This window comes from Achromobacter colocynthidis (assembly GCF_057334535.1).
Genome location: NZ_JBHFIZ010000029.1, coordinates 41,830 through 61,944, shown reverse-complemented (window position 1 = coordinate 61,944; position 20,115 = coordinate 41,830). Strand labels below are relative to the sequence as shown.

The window sequence follows — 20,115 nt, the reverse complement described above, 5'->3', positions numbered from 1 at the left end:
CCAGTTTCTCCGGGTGGCGTTACTTGGGACCGTTCTGTTTGAAATCGCCGTAATACGCCGCACGGGAGTATCGATAATTCCCATACTTGGACCGGAAGCCGAAGCGTTCCGGCATGAGCTTGAGGCCGTTGAACAGCACGCCGTCCACGGGTGCACCGGCCTGGATCAGGCGCTTGGCCGTTTCACGGATTTCGCCGACCGTGTTCATGCCCGAGCGCACCACCACCATGACGGCGGCGGCATGCGTGCCCACCACCGCCGCGTCGGGCGAGGACAGCACGGGCGCGGTGTCCAGGATCACCATGTCGTATTGCGAGGACAGCTCGCGCAGGGTCGCGCCGAACACGGGCGATGCCAGCAGTTCCGACGGGTCGAAGGTGACCGCGCCGGTGGCGATGAAGTCCACGCCTTCGGACACGCTGTGCTTTCTGACGCGCGTCAGCGGGATCGTGCCCGACAGCACTTCGAACAGGCCGTCTTCCTTGGGCACGCCGAAATAGCGGTTCAACTGGCCCTTGCGGAAATCAGCGTCGATCAGCAGCACGCGCTTGCCCACGCCGCCCTGGATGAAAGCGAAGTTGGCCGACAGGAACGACTTGCCCACGCCCGCCACCGGGCCGGTGAACATCACCATGTTGTTGGCCGACTGACGCAGCGACGCTTGCAGCACGTTGCGGAACGATCGCAGGCTTTCGATGGGGGGTGAATTGCCCTGGCTTTGCGCCAACAACGCGGGCACCGTGGCGTTCTTGCGCCGACTGCGGCGCCACAGCTTGTCTTGCATGTCGCTGTACGGAATGGCCGCCAGCACCGGCAGGCCCGTGTAGCGTTCCACATCATCCGGCTCGGACAGGCCGCCGAACAGCGCATTGCGCACAAACGCGCACAGCATGCCGAAGATCAGGCCGATGACCGTGGCCACGCCGATGATGATCGCGGCCTTCGGGCGCACGGGGCGGTCCGGCTGCACCGCGGCGTCCAGGATGCGCACGTTGCCCACCTTGCCGGCGCGGATCAGGCGCAGTTGCTGCGCGTTGTTCAAGAGGCCCGTGTACAGCTCGGTGTTGACCCGCACATCGCGCACCAGGCGCACCACGTCCTGCTCCAGGTCCGGCAACTGCTTGATGTTGTTGCCGATGCGGTTGACGTCGCTGGTCAGCGAAGCGATCTGGCGGTCGATCGACACGATGCTGGGGTGGCTCGGCGAAAAGCGCGTGATCAGTTCCTGACGCTTGGCGCGCAGGTCCATCACGCGTGTTTGCGCGTCAACCGACTGGCCCAGGATCAGCTTGGCCTCTTCGCTCAGGTCGATGGTGCCGCGCTTGTTGCGCAAGGCGTTGTACTTGGTTTCGGCCGCGTCCAATTCGCTCTTCAGCAACGGCAATTGCTGTTCCAAAAAGCCCAGCGACTTCTCTGCCTGCGCCGCCTTGCGGTTCACGTTCTGCTGCACGTATTCCTGGCCGATCTGGTTCAGCACGGCGGTGGTCAGCGCCGGGTCGTTGCCTTCCAGCGTGACGCCGATCACGCCCGACGCGCGGCCCCGCTCGAAGATGCCCATGTGCGACTGCACGTTTTCAATCGCCGCCAGGCGCGAGCTGCGCGAGATGGTGAACTGCGTGCCGGGCCGGCCCGTCAGCGCGTCGATATGCACGTCCATCACGCCACCGCCCGGCAGGCGGAATTGTTCGGGCTTGCCCACCGCGCCGCTGAACGTGGCGCCCGTGAACTTGTCGGTCACCGTGTAGCGCCCTTCGCCTTGCGTGGTCACGATGAACGGCTTGCCCAGCCATTCGTTGGGCACGTCCAGGTGCGAGATCGCGATCGTCTCGCCGCCCCAGGCGTAGCCGCCGCGTGGCAGGCTGGAGGGATACGGCAAGGCTTCGTAGCGCTGGGCCAGCCATTCACCGATCACGGGGAAGTAGCGCGGCTTGGCGTGGATGTACAGCAAGAACTTGTCGACCGCGGGCCCCACCACCATGCGCGAACGCAGCACTTCCATTTCGCCCGAGGTCTCTGCCTTGGTGTCGAACATGGACGACACATCGCCCAACAGGCTGCGCGCCTGTCCATTGGGGGCTTCTTCTTCAACCTGCACGATGATGTCGGCCGAATACACCGATGGGGTCACCATCACGTAGGCCAGCGCGCCCAGGAAGGCGAGCAGCGTGATCGCAATGATCATCCACCGGTTGCTGATGATGGCATCCACGTGCGAGGACAACGGGGTTTCCTGCTGGCGAGCCGGGACGTTCGGCTCGAATGATTCGATGGGCAACGACATGCAGCTCTCCAGACGTGGGCGCCGCGGCGGATGCGGCGCCCCCAAAAGGCGTTGTTTTAGGGCCCGTTGGCCCTGAAAGGCGGATTAATCGATCGACTTCACGGTCTGCACCGTTTGCGCGCTCGGGAACAGGTTGCTGATGAAGCGGTTCCACCGCACCAGCGAAGCCGTATCCACGAATACGACGTCTTTGGGGTCCAGCTCAAACTTCGATCCCACTGCCAAAGCCTGCGGCGACTTGGCGTTCAGGTGGAACACCTCGGGCGTCGCTTGCTCGGTACTCCGCACCACAAACACTTGCGACGCATCGGCCGTCAACTGATTGGGGCCTCCCGCCAAGCCCAACGCCTCGGTCAACGACATGCGTCCATCGCGCATCACGACCGTGGTGGGCAGGAACACTTCGCCCATCACAAAGACCTTGCTGTCATCGCGCGGCGTCACACGCACGATGTCGCCCGACCTCAGCATCACTTGATTCAAGTCCTGACCGCGTTCAACCAGCGCGGGCAAGTTCACACGGGTGCGGCGGCCATCGCGAATGACATAGACGGCGCTGCGGTCGGCGGTGGGCAGCAAGCCACCCGCGCGGTTGACCGCTTCGAGCAAAGTCATCGGAATGTCGTTGATGGCAACCGTGCCCGGGAACTTGACCTCGCCTTCCACGTAGACGCGCTTGCTTCGATAGCCCAGCACGCGTACCGTGATCTGCGGATCCTGGATGTACTTGCCGGAACTATTCACTATGAGATTGCGCGCCTGCAGTTCCGTCAACCCCGCCACTTTCAGCAATCCCGTATAGGGAAATTGGATATATCCAGTGGATGAGACGGTATACCCCGGTATGCCCGAGGCGGTATCCCCCATGACTAGTTCGGTCACCCCAGTCCCGATTGCGTAGGTTTGCGTCGGAAGGACGAGCTCGGGGTGATCCCACACCACGATGGAAAGAATGTCGCCCGGCCCGATGCGGTAGGGCTCGGGGCTTCCCACCAGCTTTTCGACTCCGTCGTTGTTGATCAACGCCTGGCGGTTGCGCAGGTCGTCGACGACCAGCGAGGGGGTGATTTCCTTGATCGTCGCCACGGAATTCGGATCCAGGGGATCAACGAGGTGGTCGGCTTTAAAGGTCATACCGGGGGAAAAGGCGCAAGCGCCCAGCGAGGACACGAGCGCGATAGCGGCGATGGCTCGGCTCAACGTTCCGATAAATGTCGTCATGGCAAATCCACTGTGAATGACTTCGTTGCTTGGAATGGAGCCCGATGCGTAACGGGTTGCGACATTCCACTCTCTTTTCGAAGTCCCGCACATTCGACGGATGCCCTAAGCCTTCTCCTACATCGTTTGGAGGTTTCGGGTAAGCCTCGCACTCAATAAGATTTCGTCGGTAGCCACATGTTTTGCGGCAGTGCATCGTTTTTTCTTTTCGCCGCGGAAAACGCCCCACGAACAGGAGTGCGCGATGGACCCGTCCCAATCGGACACATCGGCAAGATTCAGCGGAGCAAGCTATCTGTACCGCCTGCTCGACGCCGCGATCGTCATCACCTGCGGCCTGACTGCCACCGGCTTGAAATTCTCGGACGATGCATTGGCGGAGCCTCCGCAGATTCATCTGTTCCTGATCTATTTGTGCGGCCTGGGCGTGATTGCCCTGTTCCCGGCATTTCGCCTGTACGTGTCATGGCGCGGCCGGCTGCTGACGGATCTGGTGGTGCGCAGCCTGGCCGCGTGGGCGACCGTGTTCGCGCTGGGCATCCTTGTCAGTTTTCTCATGCATCAGACCGCCGCGATATCGCGCATGTGGGCGGGTACCTGGTTTGGGATGACCGCCCTGACGCTGGCGGGTGTACGCATCGCGGTCTACGCCGCGCTGGGCGCCGCGCGCGATCGCGGCCTGAACAAGAAGCATGTGTTGCTGGTGGGCTTCGGCGCGCTGGGGCATGACCTGTGGCGCCGAGTCGAACGCTATCGCGGCGCGGGCTATGAAGTGGCCGGCATATACGCCGAGCCGCACGAAAGCCTGCCGCCGCAAGTCCGCCGCCTGCACGAGCTCGACAACCTGCACACCTTCGTGCGCGAAAACAATGTGCGCGAGATCTGGATCGTCCTTCCGATGGAGGCGGGCCAGGAATTGCGCGAAGTGCTGTATCACCTGCGCAACGACCTGGTGGATATCCGCTGGATTCCGGATGTGATGTCGATCCAGTTGCTGGGCCATCGCATCGGTGAATTCCTGGGCCTGCCCGCCATCCAGCTCAACAGCCTGCCGGCCGCCGGCGTGCGCGGCTGGGCCAAGGAAGTGTTTGACCGCAGCTTCGCGTTCTTCGCCTTGATCGGCCTGGCGCCCCTGATGCTGTCCATTGCGCTGGCCATCAAGCTGACTTCGCGCGGGCCGGTGTTCTTTACGCAGCCCCGGCTGGGCGTGGACGGCAAGGTGTTCCACGTCTACAAGTTCCGCACCATGACCGTGCACCAGGAACGGGGCACGGTGACGCAAGCCACGCGTAACGATTCCCGCATTACCCGTATCGGTGGCTTTCTGCGGCGCACCAGCCTGGACGAGCTGCCGCAGTTCCTGAATGTGCTGATGGGCGACATGTCGGTGGTGGGCCCACGTCCGCACGCGCTGGAGCACAACGAAATGTACAAGGACCTGGTGCAGCGCTACATGATGCGCCACCGCGTCAAGCCGGGCATCACCGGCTGGGCGCAGGTCAATGGCTTTCGCGGGCAGACGGACACGCTGCGCAAGATGAGCGATCGCGTCGAGCACGACATCTACTACATCCAGCATTGGACGTTTCGGATGGACCTCTTGATCATCGCCCGCACGGCCGTGTCGGGATGGACGGGCCGCAATGTCTACTAGCCCCTTGGGATGGCCCGCCGCGCGCACGGGGCCCGCTTCGGGGGCCCCCCCCGCACCCAGCGTCACACCGGAAGGTGTATTGCCGCCCGCGGACTTCCGCCACGCCGTGCAGATGCTGCCGCTCGTTTCCATCGCCCTGTTGCTGCGCGATGCCGGCGGCCGCTACCTGACCGGGCTGCGCACCAACCCGCCCGCGCGCGGCGCCTGGTTTGTGCCGGGCGGCCGCATCCGCAAGAACGAGCCCCTGCGCGCCGCGCTGGATCGCATCGCCCGTGAAGAACTGGGCCTGGCCATCGCGCCCGATGCGTGGACGCCGCGCGGCGTGTACGAACACTTCTATGGCACCAATTTCGCGGGTGAAGCGGGACGCTCCACCCATTACGTCGTCCTCGCCTACGAGGCCGAGCTTTCGTTGGACACCGCAAGCCTTCCGCGCGGCCAGCACCACGGCTACCGCTGGCTGCAAGCGGAAGAGATCGCCGCCGATCCCGGCGTGCATCCGTACACCCAGGCCTACTTCAAGGAGTGAGCGCCATGACGAATCCCCCTCCCGCCTACCGGGCTGTCATCCTTTGCGGCGGTTCCGGCTCGCGCCTGTGGCCGCTGTCGCGCGAACTGTTGCCCAAGCAGTTCATCCGTTTGACCGATTCGCGCAGCCTGTTGCAAAACACGCTGCTGCGGTTGAGCTCGGCGGGCGCGCAAGCCAAGCCGATGCTGGTCTGCAACGATGCGCACCAGTACATTGCCGCAGAGCAGGCGCAGGAACTGGGCATTAAAGACGCGGAAGTGATTCTGGAGCCCTTCGCGCGCAACACCGCGCCGGCGATCGCCGCCGCCACGCTGCGCGCCATGCGCGACGGCGAAGACCCCATCATGCTGATCATGCCGTCGGACCATGTGCTGGAGGATGGCGAAGTGCTTCGCGCCGCCTTCGCCCAGGCGTACGAGGCGGCGCGTCAGGGCGCGCTGGTCACCTTCGGCATTACGCCCACCGCGCCGCTCAGCGGCTATGGCTACATCCAGTCGGACGAACCCGGCGAGATGGCGCCGGCGCGCCGGGTGCTGCGCTTTGTGGAAAAGCCCTCGCCCGAAGTCGCGCAACGCCTGATCGAAGACGGCGGCTATTACTGGAACAGCGGCATGTTCGCGTTCCAGGCATCGGTGTTCCTGTCCGAAATGGGGCGGCTGGCGCCGAAGATGCTGGCCCAGGTAGAGGCGGCGGTGGCCGACGGCCATGGGGAAAACGCGCTGTTCCACCTGGATGGGCCGGCGTTTGAGGCCTGCCCCAGCGACTCGATGGACTACGCCATCATGGAACGCACCGACAGCGCCGTGGTCATTCCGCTGGCGGCGTCGTGGAGCGACGTGGGGGCCTGGGACGCGGTCTGGGGCATCGCCCAGAAAACCGAGGAAGGCAACTCCACCAGCGGCGACGTCATGGTGGAGGATTCCCGCAACTGCCTGATCCATTCCACCAGCCGGCTGGTCGCTTCGGTGGGCCTGGACGACATAGTGGTGATCGAAACGGCGGACGCCGTGCTGGTGGCGCACAAGTCGCGCTCGCAAGACGTCAAGCGGCTGGTGGAAACGTTCAAGACGCAGCATCGCTCCGAGCTGAATCACCATCGCGAAGTGCAGCGGCCCTGGGGCTCCTACGACTCGGTGGGCCACGGCCCGCGCTACCAGGTCAAGCGGATCACGGTGAAGCCCGGTGCGCGGCTGTCGTCGCAGATGCATCACCACCGCGCGGAGCACTGGATCGTAGTGTCGGGCACGGCGCGCATCTACAACGGCGACAAGCAATACCTGCTGACGGAGAACCAGTCGACCTACATCCCGTTGGGCGAAACCCACAGCCTGGAAAACCCGGGGAAGATTCCGCTGGAGATCATCGAGGTTCAATCCGGCGCGTATCTCGGCGAAGACGACATCGTGCGTTTTCAGGACATGTATGGCCGAGTGTGAACAGCCCCCCCGCGCCGCGCCTTCCCGGCGCGCGCTGCCCCCCGAGGGGGCTACCCCCGCCTTGGGGCGGCCCGGCGGCGGGGGTGAGGGGCGACTGACCGCTGAGCCTTTTTGGCGGCCAGGCGTCGCCAGGCTCTGCCTGCCGGTGGCCGGCCTGTTCTTCCTGGTGCTGGTCACCGTGGGCAACCTGCCCGGCCTGGCGGCCGACATGTCCGACGCCTTCGGCGACAAGCGCCTGCATCTTGTGGCCTACGCCGTCCTGACGGGATTGATCTACCTGTCGGTCAACCGGCGCCCGGCGCTGGTGGCCATGTTGGCCGTGACGGCGCTGGCGGTGGTGGACGAAACCATCCAATCCTTTTTTCCCTACCGACAGGCTGAACTCTTAGACCTTTTGGCCGATATCTTGGCGGCGGGTGCAACAGTAATCTCATTGCACATCGGTTCCACAGCCTTCGGCTCCTTTCGTGCAGTCACTAAGTCTTAAGGACACAACCATGCCAAAACGGGCACTGATTACCGGCGTTACCGGCCAAGACGGGGCCTACCTGGCGGAGTTCCTGCTGGCCAAGGGCTATGAGGTCCACGGCATCAAGCGGCGCGCTTCGCTGTTCAATACCGCGCGCATCGATCATCTGTACCAGGACCCCCACGACAAGCCGCGCAATTTCGTGCTGCACCATGGCGACATGACGGACTCTTGCAGCCTGATCCGCATCGTGCAATCGGTGCAACCCGACGAAATCTATAACCTGGCCGCCCAAAGCCATGTGGGGGTCTCGTTCGAAGAGCCGGAGTACACCGCCAACGCCGACGGCCTGGGCACCTTGCGCCTGCTGGAAGCCATCCGCATCCTGAAGCTGGAAAACAAGTCGCGCTTCTATCAGGCGTCGACTTCAGAGCTGTACGGCCTGGTGCAAGAAACGCCGCAGAAGGAAACCACCCCCTTCTACCCGCGCAGCCCCTACGCCGCCGCCAAGCTCTACGCCTATTGGATCAGCGTGAACTACCGCGAAGCGTATGGCATGTACGCCTGCAACGGCATCCTGTTCAACCACGAATCGCCCAAGCGCGGCGAAACCTTCGTCACGCGCAAGATCACGCGCGGGCTGGCGCGCATTGTGCTGGGCCTGCAGGAATGCCTGTACCTGGGCAACCTGTCCGCCTTGCGCGACTGGGGCCATGCGCGCGACTACGTCGAAATGCAGTGGCTGATGCTGCAACAGGACACCCCCGAGGACTACGTCATCGCCACCGGCTTGCAGTACAGCGTGCGCGAATTCATCAATACGGCGGCGCGCGAGCTGGGCATTCTGTTGGCGTGGGAAGGCGAAGGCCTGGAAGAAACGGCCACCGTACTGTTCTCGCCCGTGCATGACGTGAAGCCCGGCCAGGTGATCGTGCGCGTGGACCCGCGCTACTTCCGCCCGACCGAAGTGGAAACCCTGTTGGGCGACCCCACCAAGGCGCGTGAAAAGCTGGGCTGGTCGCCGCGCACCACGTTCGCGGAATTGGTCAAGGAAATGGTGGAGGCCGACCTGAAGGATGCGCGTCGCGATGCGCTGGTCGAACAGAACGGCTACGAAATCTACGCCTACAAGGAGTAGTCGGCCATGACGAACCTGGACCAACGCGTGTTTGTCGCGGGCCATCGCGGCATGGTCGGCGCCGCGATCACCCGCGAGCTGCACCGCCGTGGCTATCAGCACGTGCTGACCCGCAACCGAACCGAGCTGGACCTGGAAAACCAGAACCAGGTGCATCGCTTCTTCTCGACCACGCCGGTCGACGTGGTGTACCTGGCGGCCGCCAAGGTGGGCGGCATCCTGGCCAACCAGAACCATCCCGTCGACTTCCTCTACAAGAACCTGATGATCCAGTGCAACGTGATCCGCGCCGCGTATGCGGCCGGGGTGCGCAAGCTGCTGTTCCTGGGTTCGTCCTGCATCTACCCGCGCGAAGCGCCCCAGCCCATCCGCGAAGACGCCTTGCTGACCGGCCCGCTGGAAGCCACCAACGAGCCCTACGCCATCGCCAAGATCGCGGGCCTGAAGCTGTGCGAAGCCTACCAGCGGGAATACGGGGCGCGCTTTATCTGCGCCATGCCCACCAACCTGTACGGTCCGCACGACAACTACGACCTGCACAGCAGCCACGTGCTGCCGGCGCTGATCCGCAAATTCCATGAAGGCCGCGAAGCCGGTCAGGAAAGCGTGACGATCTGGGGCACGGGCACGCCGCTGCGGGAGTTCCTGTACGTGGACGACCTGGCAAAAGGCTGCGTGATGCTGATGGAGCACCCCGACGCCGAAGGCATCTACAACATCGGCGCGGGCAAGGACATCAGCATTGCGGACCTGGCGGCGCTGGTGGCGCGCGTGGTCGGCTACCAAGGCCGCATCGTGTACGACACCGGCAAGCCCGACGGCACGCCACGCAAGCTGATGGATTCGTCGCGGGTTCAGGCGCTGGGCTGGCAACCCACCGTGTCCTTGAGCGACGGCATCGCGCTGGCCTACGGGCATTTCTTGCGCGAACGTGCCGATCAATCCCAACCGGCGCTGCCCGTGGCCTGAGGGCCGCGCCAGCATCAACCACAGGTTCCCCGATGTTTGGATTCGTCAGGAAACACATCGCCGGCAACGCCTCTTTCTGGGGGCTGGTGGAATACGGCATCGGCCCGGTCGCGGCGCTCATCGCCCTGCCCATCCTGTTCCGCCAGTTGGGCACGGTGGGCTTTGGCCAGTATTCGATGATCATCGCGCTGGCCGGCTTCGGCAACGCCGCGAACCTGGGCGCGGCGGTCACCGCCACCAAGCTGGTGTCCGAACGCCTGCACGAACCCGGCGGCGCCTACCGCGCGGCGGGGGTCAGCATGTCGCTGATCGGCTGCGCGTTGGGCGTCGTGACCTTGGCGGCCGTGTTGCTGTGGGCGGTGGTGGGCCTGGCCTGGCCGGCCGCCACGTTCGGCGGCGTGGCCGTCACGCTGTTGGCCATGCCCGCGCTGGCCATCTACCTGACCCAGCAATACGACCAGTTGTTTTCGGGCTGCCTGAAAGGCCGCGAGGATTTCCGTGCTACCGCGCTGTGCGAAGTGTTCAGCCGCAGCGGCACCATGGCGCTGGCCTGCGCGACCGCCTGGTACACAGCGTCGCCCACCTACACCGGCCTGGCGCAGGCCGCCGGCTTGTTGATTGCGGGCAGCGTGAAGATGCGCGTTTTCTCGCGCGCCTATGGCCGTGTCGTGGTGCGGCCCGTGCGCGACCGGGGCGCCATGATGGACGCCTTCAAGTTTTCGCGCTGGTCCTGGCTGAACAGCCTGAGCGCGCTGGCCTTCGGTTCGGTGGACCGCGTGTTGGTGGGCAGCATGATGGGGCCGGCCGCGCTGGCGATCTATACGGTGGGCGTGCAAGTGGGCCAGATCATCCACACCGCCGCCGTCGCGATCTTCCAGAAGGCGATGCCGCGCGTGACGCGCCTGTCGGTGTCGCCCCCTTATGCGGGCGCCGCCGAACGCGAGATCCGCCGCATGATGATGTGGAACCTGCTGCTGTCGTCGATCGCCACGCTGGCGGTGCTGGCGGTCAGCCGCCCGCTCTTGAACCTGCTGCTGGGCGACAACGTGGCGGCGGGCCACCTGGGCACTTTCCAATTGCTGATCGTGGCCTCCGGGCTGCTGTCATTGAACGCCGCGGCCCACTTCTCGTTGTTGGGCCTGGGCAATTCCCGCGCCGTCGCCATCCTGAACGGGCTGGGCGGACTGGCGATGTTGTGCGTCATGGCGGGGTTGGTGCACGCCGCGGGCGAACATGCGGCGGCGTGGGGCCGCATGGCTTATGCGGCGATCACGCTGGCCGGCGTGGCACTAGCTATCCGTCAATCGCGCCCCGAGTATCCGGGCGCGTTACCCGCGGCCACCCGATAACACCAACATGCTGAGGTCTTACATGCGCAAGCGTCATAACGAGTATTCACGTCAGCTCATCGACTTCGTCCGCGAGCTGCGTCCGCCCGCGCCGATCGCCGGCGGCCTGTTGCCCAAAGTGACCATCGTGACCCCCTCGTTCAACCAGGCCAAGTTCCTGGAACGCACCATTCTGTCGGTGCTGAACCAGGGCTATCCGCGTCTGGAATACATCATCATCGATGGCGGGTCGACCGACGGCAGCGTGGACATCATCCGCAAGTACGAACGGTATCTGAGCTACTGGGAAAGCACGCCGGACCGCGGGCAATCGCACGCCATCAACAAGGGCTTCGAGCGCGCCACGGGCGATTACGTCGGCTGGCAGAATTCAGACGATCTGTACTTTCCCGGCGCGCTGCGCAAGCTGGGCACGGCGGCCTCGCGCGGGCGCGCGCCGATCGTCAGCGGCAACCTGTTCGTGGCCGACGCCAACAACCACATCTTCCGCAAGATCCACTACACGCCGGTCAACCGGGGCACGTTGACGGTGGTGAAGGCATCCATTCCGAACCAGTCGGCCATCTTCCGGCGCGACCTGCTGCGCAAGTACGGGCTGCTGCAGGAAAGCATGCGCTACTGCATGGACCTGGAACTCTGGAGCCGCTTGCTGCGCGAAGGCAAGAACCTGATCGTGCCCGATGCGCTGGGCGTCTACACCGCCCACGACGAAACCAAGACGGCGCTGATGCAGGACGTGCTGCTGGAAGAGCGCGAGCAGATCGTCACGCGCATCCGGCGCACCGAGCCCGGACTGGGCCGTTTGTTCGAACTGTCGTGCCGCGCCTCGAAGGTGGCCGCCCACGCACGCCAGGGCGACCTGACGTACCTGTTCGAAAAGCTGACCACGAAGATCTTCGGACGCGACGACTGGGCCGCGCACTAGGACGATGCCGACATGAGCCCGCACCGCCGCTTCTCCACCTTGCATCTGCTGGGGCTGTTCGCCTTCACCGCGCTGGCCCTGAACGATGACCGCTTCATCCTGGGCGTCGGCAGCTTCAAGCTGTCGCCCTTCGATGTGCTGTTCGTGATGATCCTGGCGGTCAAGGCGCTGCGGCTGTCGGAGCCCAGCGCCTATGCCTTGCCGCGCGGCATGCTGGGCGCGTTGTTGGGTTTGCAGACCTTGTCGGTGATCTATCTGTTGCTGGTGTCGATGGACCACCCCGGCATTGAAACGGGCGACGTGGCGCGCGACCTGCGCATCGTGTTCTATTTTCTGTGCACGCCCTTCCTTTGCTACAAGGACATCGACAGCCCCGCCGCCTACGCCGTGCTGCAGAAGTACATCGTGGCGGCCTGCCTGTTCGTGGCCGTGCAGATGTTGCTGGAACAAGCCATGGGCTTCAGCGTGGCGGATCCCCTGCGCAATGTGCGGCTGGGCGTCTGGGCCATCCCCTTTGGCGTGGTGTCGCTGTTGACCTTCCGGCGCACCTTGAACGTGTCCGGCCCCAAAGCCTACGCGCTGACATTGTTCATGCTGGTGGCGCTGGTGTTTTCGCTGAACCGCAGCCAGTACCTGCAATTGGCGGTGTCCGTCTTCATCGCGGTGCTGCTGGGCACGGGCCCGGAAATCCGCCGGCGCGCGGTGCTGATCTTTGTGCCGGCCGCGGTCGCGGGCGTGCTGGTGTTCGCCAGCATCGGCTACCTGGACGTCCTGGCCAACCGCATCTTCAGCGTCGAAAAGCTGGACGAGGATTCCAGCTACGGCGCGCGCATCCAGGAAATGGAAGGGCAGATGGACTTCTTCGCCGAAAGCCCGGTGTTTGGCAAAGGCGCGGGCTTTCGCAGTTGGGTCATGGGCGAAAACGGGTTCGAGCTCAGCACCTTCGCGCACAACTCCTGGGCCTTCTACCTGATGAAGTTCGGCGTGGTGGGCACCACCATGATCATGCTGCCGCCCTTGCTGATCCTGCTGCTGACCTTGCTCAAGCGGTACGCGCATCCCGGCCTGGAAATGCACCGGCGCTACCTGCTGGCCACCGCGCCCATCTACATCTTCATTGATTCGTTGTCCGGCGGGCTGGCCTACGCGCCCAAGACCGCCTTCACCGGATTCCTGTTGTGCTACTGCCTGTCGTTGATGCGAAATGCCCAGATCATGCCCGTGCCCAGGGCGGATGCGCCCGTGGCCCGGCGCCCCACCAGCCACCGTCCGGATGCCGCGCACCGGTCGCCACCTAGAGTGATACCCCATGCCTGATGTCTTGTTTGTCGCGCCAGACTTGCACGGCGGCGTCGGAAGATGCGTTGCCTTCATCGTGGATGCCTTGCCGGAACAGGGAGTGGATTCCGCCCTGTTCCTGCTGCGTTCGCGCAACCGGGAATACCCCGTCGCCAACCCGAAGGTGACGCGCGCCCTGCCCATCATTGAATCATCCACCAAGCTGCGGCTGATGCTGCCCTTTGCCTTCATGAAGTTGATGGCCCAGATCCGCCGCGACAAGCCGGCCATCGTGTGTTCGCACGGTTTGCTGTGCAACATGCTGGTGGTGCTGGCCAGGAAAATGCTGGGCGGCAAGTTCCGCACCGTGGCCTTCGAACACAGCAGCCCCGCCATCCATTACGGCGCGTCGAAAATGCGGCGGCTGAAGTGCTGGCTGGTCAGCCAGACGTATCGCCGGCATGACGCGGTGGTGGGCGTGTCGCGCGGCGTGAAGGAAGACCTGGTCAGCATGTTTCCGCCGCTGCGCGGCAAGGTCCATACGATCTACAACGGCGTGCCACTGGACAATGTGCGCCGGCAAGGCGCGCAGCGCACCGAAGGCGACGGCGCGGCGCCCTATCAGGTGGTGGCGGTGGGCCGGCTGGAAGCCGTGAAAGACTACGCCACCCTGATCGACGCCGCCGCCTTGCTGGACGACCCCGGCATCGCCTTCACCATCCTGGGCGAAGGCTCCGAGCACGCCGCCTTGCAAAAGCGCATCGACGAGCGCGCCTCGCGCAGCCCCGTCACGCTGGCCGGGCATATCGACAACCCCTTTCCCGTCATCGCCAGCGCCGGCGCGTTCGCCTTGACCTCCATCCGTGAAAGCTTCGGCAACGTGCTGGTCGAAGCGCTGTGCCTGGGCGTGCCGGTGATATCCACCGATTGTCCGCACGGCCCCGCCGAAATTCTTGACGCCGGCCGCTACGGCCTCTTGGTGCCGGTGGGCGACGCGGCGGCGCTGGCCGACGCCGTGCGCCGGTTGGCCTACGACGCCAAGATGCGCGAGCAACTGGCGGCGCAAGGCCCCGAGCGCGCCGACGCCTTTTCCCTAGAGCGGCACTGCCGCAACGTCATCGCGCTATTCCAGCCGCTGATGCAACGCGGCACGCCTTGAACAGGAAGGAATCATGCAGAAAATACCGGTTTCCGTGGTGGTCATGACGAAAAACGAAGAGCGCAACATCGCCAAATGCCTGAAGGCGCTGGTGGATTTTGACGAAGTCTTCGTGGTGGATTCCAACAGCACCGACGCCACCTGCGCGATGGCGACGGCGCTGGGCGCCCGCGTCTCCAACTTCCAATGGAACGGCAAGTACCCGAAGAAAAAGCAGTGGTGCCTGGAGCAGCTGCCCTTCTCGCATCCCGTCGTGCTGTACGTGGACGCCGACGAGGAAATGACCCCAGCCCTTGCCGAGGAAATCCGCGAGGTGCTGCCTCGCTTTGCGGCGGGCGCGGGCGGCGCCTTCGTGCCGTTCGATTACGTGTTCTGCGGCAAGAAGCTGGAACACGGCCACCGCGTCTACAAGCTGGCGCTCTTGGCGCGCAAGCAATCGCGCTTCCTGGATTACGACGATCTGGACGTGGCGCATATGTGGGAAGTGGAAGGCCACTACCAGCCGCAGGTCAAGGGCGAAACCTTCGCCCTGCGCCAGCGCATGGTGCACAACGACCACGATTCGCTGTTCCACTATTTCGACAAGCACAACCGCTATTCGGATTGGGAAGCCAACCTGCGTACCAAGGGTCTGATGAACGATCCGCGCGAAGCCAACGTGGGCGCGCGCGCGCTGCTCAAGCGTATCTTCCAGGCCATGCCCTTCAAGGCGCCGATCTCGTTCCTGCATTCCTACGTGTTCCGGCTGGGCTTCCTGGACGGCAAGGCGGGCTATGACTACGCGGTGGCCCGCGCCATGTATTACTGGCAGATCCGCATCAAGACCGAAGAACTGCAAAAGGCTCGGCTGGCGCGCGCCGGCGAGGCGGATGCCGAGGCCGACGCCGTGACCGGAGCCGCCAAATGAGCACATTGCAGCAACTGGATCGCTTTGCGCTGGCGCCCGGCCAACGTGGCCGCTCCGCGCTGACGGTGCAATTGTGGTGGACGGTGCAGAGCACCTTGTTTCGGTGGTCGCCGCAAGTGGCGTATGGCTTTCGGCGCTGGCTGCTGCGTTGCTTTGGCGCGCAGGTGGGCAAGAAGGTGCTGATCCGGCCTAGCGCCACGGTGACCTATCCGTGGAAGGTGCAGATTGGGGACTATGCCTGGATCGGCGATGACGCCGTCCTCTACAGCCTGGGTCCCATCCAGATCGGCGCGCACGCCGTCGTGTCGCAGCGCAGTTATTTGTGCGCGGCCGACCATGACGCCGGCCAGCCGGACTTTCCCCTGCGCGAACGCGCGGTTCGCGTCGAGGACGGCGCCTGGGTGGCGACCGATGTCTTCGTCGGCCCCGGCGTCACCATTGGTCGCGAAGCCGTGGTGGGCGCGCGCAGTTCGGTCTTTCGCAACATGCCGCCCGCGATGGTCTGCCACGGCAACCCCTGCCGCCCGGTGCGCCCACGCATGGCGACGGCGCCATGAAGATCCTGATCTACGGGATCAACTACGCACCCGAACTGACCGGCATCGGCAAGTACAGCGCCGAGCTGGCCGAATGGCTGGCCGCGCACGGCCACGAGGTCAGCGTGGTGACGGCCCCGCCCTACTACCCCCAGTGGCAGGTACACGACGGCTACCGCGCGGGGCGCTACCAGAAGGAAGTGCGGCGCGGCGTGACCGTGCGCCGCGCACCGCTGTGGGTGCCCTCGCGTCCCGGTGGGCTGAAACGCCTGATCCACCTGGCCAGCTTCGCGCTGTCCAGCCTGCCCTCGCTGCTGCGCGCGGCGGCGGGGCGGCCGGACTTGATCCTGGTGGTAGAGCCCGCGTTGTTCTGCGCGCCGGCCGCCTGGATCACGGCGCGCCTGTGCGGCGCGCGCGCGTGGCTGCACATACAGGATTACGAAGTGGACGCCGCGTTTGAACTGGGCCTGCTCAAGGGAGCCGGCCTGCGCGCGGTGGTGAAGCGAGCCGAGCGCTGGTTGATGCGCCGCTTCGATCGGGTGTCGACGATTTCCCAGCGCATGCTGGACCTGGCGCTGACCAAGGGCGTGGAGCCCGACCGCGCGGTGCTGCTGCCCAACTGGATCGACGTCAACGCCATCACGCCGCGCGCGGAGGGTGGCGACTATCGCGCCGAGCTGGGCATTCCGGATAACGCCATCGTGGCGCTGTATTCCGGAAACATGGGCGGCAAGCAAGGCTTGCAGACGCTGGCGGATGTGGCGCGCCGCTTAAGCCGCGAGAGCCGGCTGTGGTTTGTGTTCTGCGGGCAAGGTCCGGAACGCGAACCCTTGGAAGCGGCGTGCCAGGGTTTGGCGCGCGTGGTGTTTCTGGATTTGCAGCCGGCCGATCGGCTGGGCGCGTTGTTGAACACCGCGGATATTCATTTGCTGCCGCAACGCGCCGGCGCCGCCGACCTGGTGATGCCGTCGAAGCTGACGGGAATGCTGGCCAGCGGACGGCCCGTGGTGTGGGGCGCGGCGCGGGGAACTGAGCTGGCGAGCGTGGTGGCGCGCTGCGGGTTGGTGACGCCGCCCGAAGATGCCGAGGCGATGGCCGAAGCGGTGCGCAAGCTGAGCTACAACGCGGCGATCCGCGAGACGCTGGGGGCTGCGGCAAGGTTGTATGCGCTGAATAATCTGGATGTGGACGCGGTGCTGGCGGCGGCGGAACGGGAGTTTGGAAAGGTGGTGGGGGGCAAGGAAGCGGCGGCGGTGGGGAGGTAGCGGGTATTTGAGTTTTGCGGGAGAAAGGACGCGGATTTCTTGCGGAAGAAAGGACGGGATTTCTTGCGGGAGAAAGGACGGGATTTGTTGCGGGAGAAAGGACGGGATTTCTTTAGGAAAGAAAGGACGGGGATTTTTCTGCCGTCCTTTTTTTATTCCGGCGCTGCTTGATGGGTTTCGCGCGATTGGCGGTTTCGTTCTTTTTGCGGCTTTGCCGCGCTACACCCATCCTACGGGCGCTGCTTGATGGGTTGCGCGCGATTGGCGGTTTCGTTCTTTTTGCGGCTTTGCCGCGCTTCACCCATCCTACGGGCGCTGCAACGTGGCATGTAGGATGGGTGTAGCGCGGCATGATCTCGGCAAGAACACACCGCCGATCGCGCGCAACCCATCTTGCAACGGTTGATATGTGGCGAGGCTGCGAAAGAATTGGGCGCTGCTTGATGGGTTGCGCGCGATTGGCGGGTTTGTTCTTTTTGCGGCTTTGCCGCGCTATACCCATCCTACGGGCGCTGCACGGTGGCATGTAGGATGGGTGAAGCGCGGCATGATCTCGGCAAGAACACACCACCGATCGCGCGCAACCCATCTTGCAACGGTTGATATGTGGCGAGGCTGCGGAAAAATTGGGCGCTGCTTGATGGGTTGCGCGCGATCCGCGGTTTTGTTCTTTTTGCGGCCTTGCCGCGCTTCACCCATCCTACGGGCGCTGCACCGTGGCATGTAGGATGGGTGAAGCGCGGCATGATCTCGGCAAGAACACACCACCGATCGCGCGCAACCCATCTTGCAACGGTTGATATGTGGCGAGGCTGCGGAAAAATTGGGCGCTGCTTGATGGGTTGCGCGCGATCCGCGGTTTCGTTCTTTTTGCGGCTTTGCCGCGCTTCACCCATCCTACATTTGAGGCGCGCGCTTCACCCATCCTACATTTGAGGTGCGTTTCACCCATCCTACCGTTCGTGTGGGCGTTAGCTGGGCGGGTCTTTCTTGGCGGGGGGGAGGACGGCGCCGCTTCTCACCAGGCCCATTTGTACGGCGATGTAGGCGGCTTCGGCCTGGTTGCGGGCGTTGAGTTTCCAGTACAGCGTGCGCGCGTGGCTCTTGACCGTGGCGACCGATATGCCGACGTGTTGGCCGATTTCGCGCATGGTTTTTCCTTGTACCAGCAGTTGCAGGATTTCCTCTTGCCGTTGCGTCAATTCGCGCAGTTCATGCAGCGGCGCTTGCGACACGCCTTGCGGCCGGCCCGCGGGCTGCGGATAGCATTCGCCACCCGCTACCACCAGGCTGACGGCCGCGGCCAGCGCGTCGGGGCTGGAGGCCTTGGGCAGATAGCCCGCCACGCCCGCCCGAGCGCACGTGCCCATCACCGCCGGGTCCAGTACGGAATACAGCACCAGCACCAGGCGCGGCATGAAGAACGCCATGGACTGCGAGATAAGCCCAAGGTCCTGTTCGGCAACGCCGCTGCAACCGATCACCAGCAATTCCACTGGGCGGTTGATCGAACTGGACATATTGAGCAGATGCGCTGGCGAAATGGCCAGGATGTCGTCGGCGTTGCGCACGCGTTCCAGGACATGCTGGATGGCGACGCGAAGCAGCGCGTAGTCTTCTATTAGTACGGTTGTCATCCCGGAGAGAACCTTGTGACACAGGGCCCATGCACGGTTCCCATGACGTCGGCGCATCACGCTGCAACAAGCAGGTTATGTGCGGCGCCAGCCCCAAGGGAATCTTGCCCGCGCTATTGGACCGGCGTCGCGAGGCCTTGTGATTCGCGCTCTCGATCCATGCTTGCGGACACAACCCATGCTATCAGCGGGCACGTTCGCTGAATCTCGTTCAGGAGGATGATTGGAGGAGGAAAACCGCACCCGGGCGGGCGCGGATACTGCGGTGTATGACTTAGGCGTGATGGTGGGGCGCACCCGGCAGCAACGGAACAGACTCGTTCCTGGCCGCCGGGCAGGCGGCGCGCCTGTCATTACCCAAGCTTGCGCCCATAGATCTGCCCGGTGTCCGACTCCCTGCCGTTGTTCGGTTCATGCCATTCCAAGGTCGCACCGCGTTGCAGCGCCGCGTACACGGCTTCGCCCTTGTTCTTGACATGCAAACGTTGGTAGAGCGTGCAAGCGTGCGTCTTTGCAGTGGCAACCGAAATGTTGAGCATCCGGCTGACGGTCTTGATCGGATAGCCCCGGGCCAACAACACCAGCACTTCGTATTGACGCGGCGTGATCTGAAGCAATTGCGCCCCCGCGCTGACCGGCATCGTGGCCTTGGCGGATGCATCGTCGCCATCGCGGGTCGGCAACGCGCAGACGGCGGAGGCTGGGGCCTGCATTGCCTGCTCGCTGGGAAAGCACTGTCCGCCCGCCATGACCAGGCGAATCGCGGCTTCGAGGATTTCGACCGAAGCCGTCTTCATCAAGCAGCCATACACGCTGGCGCCGGGCAAGCCCTGCACCGGCATCGGCAAGGGCATCACATCCGTCAACAGCAGAATCCGCTTCGGCGTGAGCACGCGCTGAATTTCGTGCAGCGCGCTCCATGCCTCATCGGTTTCCACCGGCAACCCATAGATCAAGAGATCGGCGCCCGCGTGCGCGCCGTCGGCCTTGGACAAATCCGCCAAGCCCATACCCTCGATTTCCCAAACATCATCCAACTTGCTGAGTATCTGCCACAACCCCAACCGCAGTAGCGGATGGGCTTCAATCAGGACCATCTTGGCCATGGTGTCCTCCCGGTTTTTCGACGGGCCTAGAAGGGATCTTCGCTGTGCTGAAGACTATTTTTTTCCAACCCTACGGGGGTGGTCCGCAATATCCCGGAATATCTAATGAAGCTGGACCGGGGCACTTGGGCTGGGCAACTTTGGTAGCCAACATAACGGATGGCATGGACCCATCTTATGGTTCGAAACCTTCAAAATCAAGACGTTTCAGGGCGATATAATCCGATAAAAACAGAAATCATTCGTTAGCCTTAAT

17 protein-coding genes are annotated in these 20,115 nt (G+C 64.0%); 13 read left to right on the top strand and 4 right to left on the bottom strand.

From position 1 onward, the window contains the following. Positions 1-19: 19 nt before the first annotated feature. Together ACE04A_RS12765 and ACE04A_RS12760 are read right to left on the bottom strand one after the other, a co-directional pair. Positions 20-2,281, bottom strand: a complete 2,262-nt coding sequence (locus ACE04A_RS12765; protein ID WP_259245991.1) for a succinoglycan biosynthesis protein ExoP — start codon at positions 2,279-2,281, stop codon at positions 20-22. Between the two features lie 84 nt (positions 2,282-2,365). Further along, entirely contained in the window at positions 2,366-3,502 is a 1,137-nt protein-coding gene (locus ACE04A_RS12760; protein WP_259245990.1) for a polysaccharide biosynthesis/export family protein, read from the bottom strand. 244 nt (positions 3,503-3,746) lie between these two features. Here ACE04A_RS12760 and ACE04A_RS12755 point away from each other — a divergent pair, with 244 nt between their 5' ends. From ACE04A_RS12755 to ACE04A_RS12695, 13 genes are all read left to right on the top strand, one after another. Next, positions 3,747-5,156, top strand: a complete 1,410-nt coding sequence (locus tag ACE04A_RS12755; protein ID WP_259245989.1) for an undecaprenyl-phosphate glucose phosphotransferase — start codon at positions 3,747-3,749, stop codon at positions 5,154-5,156. A gap of 112 nt (positions 5,157-5,268) precedes the next feature. Then, positions 5,269-5,685 (top strand): GDP-mannose mannosyl hydrolase, encoded by a 417-nt coding sequence (locus ACE04A_RS12750; RefSeq protein ID WP_485820212.1) that lies wholly within the window; start codon positions 5,269-5,271, stop codon positions 5,683-5,685. A 5-nt stretch (positions 5,686-5,690) separates the two neighbouring features. Then, positions 5,691-7,121 carry a mannose-1-phosphate guanylyltransferase/mannose-6-phosphate isomerase gene (locus ACE04A_RS12745; protein ID WP_259245988.1) on the top strand — a complete coding sequence of 477 codons (1,431 nt, stop codon included), beginning with the start codon at positions 5,691-5,693 and terminating at the stop codon, positions 7,119-7,121. A 145-nt stretch (positions 7,122-7,266) separates the two neighbouring features. Beyond that, the gene (locus tag ACE04A_RS12740; RefSeq protein WP_259245987.1) at positions 7,267-7,608 is read left to right on the top strand and encodes a VanZ family protein; all 342 of its coding nucleotides are present in this window, start codon (positions 7,267-7,269) and stop codon (positions 7,606-7,608) included. Between the two features lie 10 nt (positions 7,609-7,618). Continuing rightward, a complete protein-coding gene (gene gmd, locus ACE04A_RS12735; protein ID WP_100856592.1) occupies positions 7,619-8,728 on the top strand; it encodes a GDP-mannose 4,6-dehydratase in 1,110 nt (369 codons plus the stop codon). A 6-nt stretch (positions 8,729-8,734) separates the two neighbouring features. Further along, positions 8,735-9,697 (top strand): GDP-L-fucose synthase family protein, encoded by a 963-nt coding sequence (locus ACE04A_RS12730; protein ID WP_259245986.1) that lies wholly within the window; start codon positions 8,735-8,737, stop codon positions 9,695-9,697. Between the two features lie 32 nt (positions 9,698-9,729). Next, complete coding sequence (locus ACE04A_RS12725) at positions 9,730-11,046, top strand: oligosaccharide flippase family protein (protein ID WP_448718158.1); 1,317 nt, start codon at positions 9,730-9,732, stop codon at positions 11,044-11,046. A gap of 22 nt (positions 11,047-11,068) precedes the next feature. Further along, positions 11,069-11,971: a glycosyltransferase family 2 protein gene (locus tag ACE04A_RS12720; protein WP_279996103.1), complete on the top strand. Its 903-nt coding sequence runs from the start codon at positions 11,069-11,071 to the stop codon at positions 11,969-11,971. A 12-nt stretch (positions 11,972-11,983) separates the two neighbouring features. Beyond that, positions 11,984-13,288, top strand: a complete 1,305-nt coding sequence (locus ACE04A_RS12715; RefSeq protein ID WP_448718154.1) for an O-antigen ligase family protein — start codon at positions 11,984-11,986, stop codon at positions 13,286-13,288. Then, positions 13,281-14,408: a glycosyltransferase gene (locus ACE04A_RS12710; protein WP_259245982.1), complete on the top strand. Its 1,128-nt coding sequence runs from the start codon at positions 13,281-13,283 to the stop codon at positions 14,406-14,408. The genes ACE04A_RS12715 and ACE04A_RS12710 overlap by 8 nt, the downstream gene beginning before the upstream one ends. Positions 14,409-14,421: 13 nt before the next feature. After that, a complete protein-coding gene (locus tag ACE04A_RS12705) occupies positions 14,422-15,315 on the top strand; it encodes a glycosyltransferase family 2 protein (protein ID WP_100856598.1) in 894 nt (297 codons plus the stop codon). Then, entirely contained in the window at positions 15,312-15,872 is a 561-nt protein-coding gene (locus ACE04A_RS12700) for a putative colanic acid biosynthesis acetyltransferase (RefSeq protein WP_268082020.1), read from the top strand. Before ACE04A_RS12705 ends, ACE04A_RS12700 begins: the two co-directional genes overlap by 4 nt. Continuing rightward, positions 15,869-17,116 (top strand): glycosyltransferase WbuB, encoded by a 1,248-nt coding sequence (locus tag ACE04A_RS12695; protein ID WP_485820176.1) that lies wholly within the window; start codon positions 15,869-15,871, stop codon positions 17,114-17,116. The genes ACE04A_RS12700 and ACE04A_RS12695 overlap by 4 nt, the downstream gene beginning before the upstream one ends. A 971-nt stretch (positions 17,117-18,087) precedes the next feature. Here the strand turns inward: ACE04A_RS12695 and ACE04A_RS12690 are convergent. Next, positions 18,088-18,753 carry a response regulator transcription factor gene (locus tag ACE04A_RS12690; protein ID WP_259245978.1) on the bottom strand — a complete coding sequence of 222 codons (666 nt, stop codon included), beginning with the start codon at positions 18,751-18,753 and terminating at the stop codon, positions 18,088-18,090. Between the two features lie 353 nt (positions 18,754-19,106). Continuing rightward, entirely contained in the window at positions 19,107-19,859 is a 753-nt protein-coding gene (locus tag ACE04A_RS12685; protein WP_259245977.1) for a response regulator transcription factor, read from the bottom strand. Positions 19,860-20,115 lie beyond the last annotated feature (256 nt).